This is a genomic window from Kitasatospora sp. NPDC059722 (assembly GCF_042733235.1).
GTDB lineage: Bacteria > Actinomycetota > Actinomycetes > Streptomycetales > Streptomycetaceae > Kitasatospora.
Window position 1 is genome coordinate 74,492 of sequence record NZ_JBHWGD010000045.1, and the last position, 4,844, is coordinate 79,335.

A 4,844-nucleotide genomic window follows, 5' to 3' on the forward strand; every position below is an offset into this window, starting at 1 on the left:
GCCAGCACCTCCGGCCCGGCGGCGGCGGCCGCCGGCGCCTGCCGGGCGCGGGCGGGGCTCGCCCCCGCCGAGGTCGACGTCCTCTTAAACGTCGGCGTCTACCGCGACTCCAACATCGTCGAGCCGTCCGTCGCCGCGCTCATCCAGAAGCGCCTGGGCATCAACCTCGACTACCTGCGCTCCCCCGAGCGGCGGGCCGCGTTCTCCTTCGACCTCATGAACGGGGCCTGCGGCGTACTCAACGCCGTCCAGGCGGCCGACGCCCTGCTCGCCACCGGCGGCGCCCGCCGGGTCATGGTGGTCTGCGCCGACACCCACCCGTCGTCGGACGCCTCCCGCGCCGGCACGCCCGCCTTCCCGTACGCGAGCACCGGGGCGGCCCTGCTGCTCGAACGCACCGACGACGCCTGCGGCTTCGGCCGGGTGCACCACCGCTCCCTGCCCGGCCGGCACGGGGTCAACGGCTACCTGCCGCTGCCCGACGTCGGCGCCAGCGGGCGCAGCAGCATCGTCGTGGAGCGCGACGGCGACGCCCTGGACCGCATGCTGGACCTCGCCGCCGACTCCGTACGCACCGTCCTGAGCACCGCGGACGGCACCGAGAACGGCACCGACGGCGGCACCACGGACGGCACCGACGGCGGCACGGACGCCGGCCCCGACGCCGCCCGGGCCCGCCTCGCCCTCGACCGCACCCTGCTCGTCACCTCGCAGCCCTCACCCGGGTTCGCCGCCCGCCTGGCCAAGCGCCTGGGCCTGGCCGCCGACGCCGCCGTCACCGTCGAGGGCGTCCACGGCGACCCGCACACCTCCGCGCTCGTCCACGGCTACCTCCAGGCCCTGGACACCGGCCGGCTCGCCGGACACGACCAGGTGCTCTTCCTCGCCGTCGGCGCCGGGCTCACCTCGGCGGCCTCGCTCTACCGCCTGACCGCCCCCGGCACGGACGGCGGCGACAGTACCGGCGACGGCAGCGTTACCGGCAGCGGCGACGGGGGGACCGTCCGATGACGCCCGCCCCCTCCCTCCCCCGCGAGCAACATGCCTCCCCCGCACGGCTGTTCGCCGACCACGCCGCCCGCACCCCCGACACGGCCGCGCTCGTCCACCCCGACGCGGACCGCACCGAAGCGGACGGCCGCGCCGCCTACACCACCGTCGGCTACGCCGAACTCGCCGCCACCGTCGCGGCCTGCGCCGCCGGCCTGGAGGCGCACGGCATCCGCCGCGGCACCCGCACGGCCCTGCTGGTGCCGCCCGGCGGCGACCTGCTGACGCTCGTCCTCGCCATGCTGCACGTGGGCGCCGTCCCCGTCGTCGTGGACCCCGGCATGGGCCTGGAGCGCATGCTCGACTGCCTGCGGCGCGTGCGCGTGGAGGCCTTCATCGGCGTCCCGAAGGCCCAGGTGCTGCGCCGGCTGCGCCCGCGCGCCTTCGCCGGCGTGCGCAGCTCCGTCACGGTGGGCGGCCCGGACGGCACCGCGCTGCGCAGGCTGATCGCCGCCGGCGCCGGCCGGCCCCCGCTGGCCCCCGCGCCCACCGGCCCGGACGACCTCGCGCTCATCGGCTACACCACCGGCAGCACCGGCCCGGCCAAGCCGGTCGAGGTCACCGCCGGCATGCTGCTGGCGATGGCGCGGGGCAGCGAGGAGGCCCACTTCACGGATGACGAACGGACCACCCTGGTCACCATGCCGCTCATGGGCGTGTTCGACCTGGTGGCCGGTCGCACCGTGGTCGTGCCGAGGATGGACATGGCCCGGGTCGGCGCCGCCGACCCCGCGTCGCTGGCCGACGCCGTGCGGCGCTTCGGGGTGGACGCGATGTTCGCCTCCCCCGCGCTGCTGGGCCCGCTCGCCGCCCACCTGGCCGCGACCGGCGCCCCGGTGCCCTCGCTGCGCCTGGTCATCTCCGGCGGCGCCCCGGTGAGCCCCGCGCTGCTGGCCGGGCTGCGCGCCGTCCTGCCCGGCGAGGCACGCGTGTTCAGCACCTACGGGGCGACCGAGGCCCTGCCCATGGCGCTGCTGGAGAGCCGCGAGGCCCTGGCCGCGGGGAGCGCCGCCGGGACCGCGGACGGGAGCACCGGCTCACCGGCCGCGGGGCCGGCCGCCGGACTCGGCGTCTGCCTGGGCCGCCCGGCGCCGGGCATGGCGGTGCGCACCGTCGCGATCGGCGACGACCCGCTGCCCCGCTGGACGCCCGGCCTGGCCGTGCCGCCCGGCGAGATGGGCGAGATCGTGGTGAGCGGACGGGCCGTCAGCCCCCGCTACTTCCGCGCGGAGCGGGCCGACGCCGACCACAAGATCCAGGACGGTGACACCCGCTGGCACCGCACCGGTGACGTCGGATGGATCGACGAGCAGGGCCGGATCTGGTTCTGCGGGCGCAAGAGCCAGCGGGTGCGGACCCCCGAGGGCGACCTGCACACGGTGCGCTGCGAAGGCGTCTTCAACGCCCACCCGCGGGTGCGGCGCACCGCGCTGGTCGGCGTCGGGCCGCGCGGGCGCCGGCGTCCGGTGCTGTGCGTGGAGCTGGCGCCGGGCACCGGCCGGGAGCAGTGGCCGCGCATCGAGGAGGAGCTGCGCGCCCTCGGGGCGGACCACCCGATGACGAAGCCCGTCGCGGACTTCCTGGTGCACCCGGCGTTCCCGGTGGACGTGCGCCACAACGCCAAGATCCGCCGGGAGCTGCTGGCCGGCTGGGCCGAGGACCGGCTCACCGGCGGCCGGCGCCCCGGCGCCGCGGACCTGGCGCTGCGCGCGGTGCCGCTGGCCGGCTGGGCGTACCTGGCCGCGTGGCCGCTGCTGCCCTGGGAGCACCCGGTGCTCACCGCGCTGTGGTGGGTGGACGCCTTCCTGAGCGTCGTCGTCCACGCGGCGCAGATACCGGCCGCGCTGCGGGCCGAGCAGGAACGCGCCACCGCCCGCAGGCCGTCGGCCACCGCCGCCCTCACGATGCTCTTCGGGGCGACGTGGTGGCGCCGGGCCCGCGCCGGCGCGAAGGGCGGCGCGTCGTGAAGGTCCTGGTGACGGGCGCGTCCGGATTCCTGGGCAGCCACATCGTCGATGCCTGTCTGCGGGCCGGCGACGAGGTCCGCGTGCTGGTGCGCGAGGGCAGCGACCTCGGCCACCTGCGCACCGTGGCGGGCGTCGAGTTCGCCTTCGGCGACCTGCGGGACCAGGCCTCGCTCAGGGCGGCGGCGGACGGCGTCGACGCGGTGCACCACAGCGCCGCCCGGGTCACCGACCGGGGCACCCGGGCCCGGTTCTACGCCGAGAACGTCGACGGCACCCGGCGGCTGATGACCGCCGCCCGCGACGCCGGGGCCCGGCGGTTCGTCTTCATCGGCAGCCCCAGCGCGCTGATGGGCGTGCGCGACGGCGACCGGCTCGGCATCGACGAGAGCGAGCCCTACCCGCGGCGCTTCCTCAACCTGTACTCGGAGACCAAGGCCGCCGCCGAACGGCTCGTCCTGGCCGCCGACCAGCCGGACTTCACCACCGTCGCGCTGCGCCCGCGCGCCGTGTGGGGCCCGCGCGACCACTCCGGGTTCATGCCGCGCCTGCTGGCGAAGATGATGGCCGGGCGCCTGCCCGACCTCTCCGGCGGCCGGCCCGTGCTCGCCTCGCTGTGCCACTGCGACAACGCCGCCGCGGCGAGCGTGCGCGCTGCCCGGGCCCCCGGGGTGGGCGGCCGGGCCTACTTCGTCGCGGACCCGGAGCCGGTGGAGGTGTGGAGCACCCTGGCCGCCCTCGCCGAGCGCTTCGGCGGCACGCCCCCGACCCGGCGGGTCCCCCTCCCGGTGCTGAAGGCCGCCGCGTTCGCGGCGGACCTGCTCTGGAAGCTGCCCCCGCTCGCCGAACGCACCTCCCCGCCCCTGTCCCGCTACTCGCTGGCCCTGCTGACCCGGTCCGCCACGTACGACACCTCGGCGGCGCGCCGCGACCTGGGCGCGCCGGTGGTGGACCACGCGACCGGGATGGCCCGGCTGGCCGCCTGGATCGAGGAGATCGGCGGCGTCGACGAGTTCACCAGGAAGGTCCAGCCTTGATCGCGCACAACACGGCCGCCGCCTCCGCCTTCCGGCGGCCCGTCTCACCCACCGAGTGGTCCTACCTCGCCGCCGCGCGGCTGGGCGAGCTGATGGTGATCCAGCTCGTGGTCGAGGGCGCCGGGCGGATCGACGCCCGGGCACTGGCCGGGGCCGTGGCGCGCGCCTCGCGGGCCTGCCCCGGCTCTCGGGTCGTGCGGCGCGGGCGGACGTGGCACGACAGCGGGGTGCCGGCCCGGGTCGTGGCCGTCGACGCGCCCGCCTTCGACCGCGCCACGCTCACCGGACTGCCCGAGCTGACCGGCCACCTGGCGCAGGCCGGGGACTCCCCGGCCTGCGAGGTACTGCTCCTCACCGGGAAAGCCGCCGGAGAAGCCGCCGGGGAAGCCGCCGGAGAACCCGCCGGCGAGCCAACCACCGTCGTCTTCCGCGCCGCACACGCGGTGATGGACCTCAAGGGCCTGCAGACCTGGGCCGCCGAGGTCTTCCGCGCCCTGCGGGGCGAGCCCGCGCAGGACGCCGCGGACCCGCTGACCGACCACCGGCTGCTGGCCGCGCTCGGCCGCAGCGGGCAGCGCCCCCGCCTCGGGCTCGACCAGCGTTCGCCGCTGGGCGGCCCGGCGGGTCCGGTCGCCGTGTGGCGCCGGCGGACCGTGCCGGGCCGGGCCCCGGCGGCGGCCCCGCGGGGGTCGCGGGCGCACGCCCCGGGCGGCGCCGCCCCCCCCCCGGGCAAATTGTCGGTCGACCAGCGCCCGCCCCAGTGCGGCCCCCCCCCCCCCCCCCCCCACAACCA

3 protein-coding genes and 1 pseudogene are annotated in these 4,844 nt (G+C 77.8%); all 4 read left to right on the top strand.

Going from position 1 to position 4,844, the window contains the following annotated elements; translation table 11 throughout:
• Positions 1-216: 216 nt before the first annotated feature.
• Positions 217-1,011: a hypothetical protein gene (locus tag ACFV4F_RS26435; protein ID WP_380506009.1), complete on the top strand. Its 795-nt coding sequence runs from the start codon at positions 217-219 to the stop codon at positions 1,009-1,011.
• A complete protein-coding gene (locus ACFV4F_RS26440) occupies positions 1,008-3,017 on the top strand; it encodes a fatty acid CoA ligase family protein (RefSeq protein ID WP_380506011.1) in 2,010 nt (669 codons plus the stop codon). Before ACFV4F_RS26435 ends, ACFV4F_RS26440 begins: the two co-directional genes overlap by 4 nt.
• Positions 3,014-4,051, top strand: a complete 1,038-nt coding sequence (locus tag ACFV4F_RS26445) for an NAD-dependent epimerase/dehydratase family protein (protein ID WP_380506014.1) — start codon at positions 3,014-3,016, stop codon at positions 4,049-4,051. The genes ACFV4F_RS26440 and ACFV4F_RS26445 overlap by 4 nt, the downstream gene beginning before the upstream one ends.
• Positions 4,048-4,844, top strand: a pseudogene (locus tag ACFV4F_RS26450) (hypothetical protein); the annotation flags it as partial. The gene ACFV4F_RS26445 and the pseudogene ACFV4F_RS26450, both read left to right, overlap by 4 nt.

What these genes read in the sequence shown, in the direction of transcription:
- ACFV4F_RS26435 (WP_380506009.1), top strand. Translation starts at nt 217, where the DNA reads ATGAACGGGGCCTGCGGCGTACTCAACGCCGTCCAGGCGGCCGACGCC.
- ACFV4F_RS26440 (WP_380506011.1), top strand. Translation starts at nt 1,008, where the DNA reads ATGACGCCCGCCCCCTCCCTCCCCCGCGAGCAACATGCCTCCCCCGCA.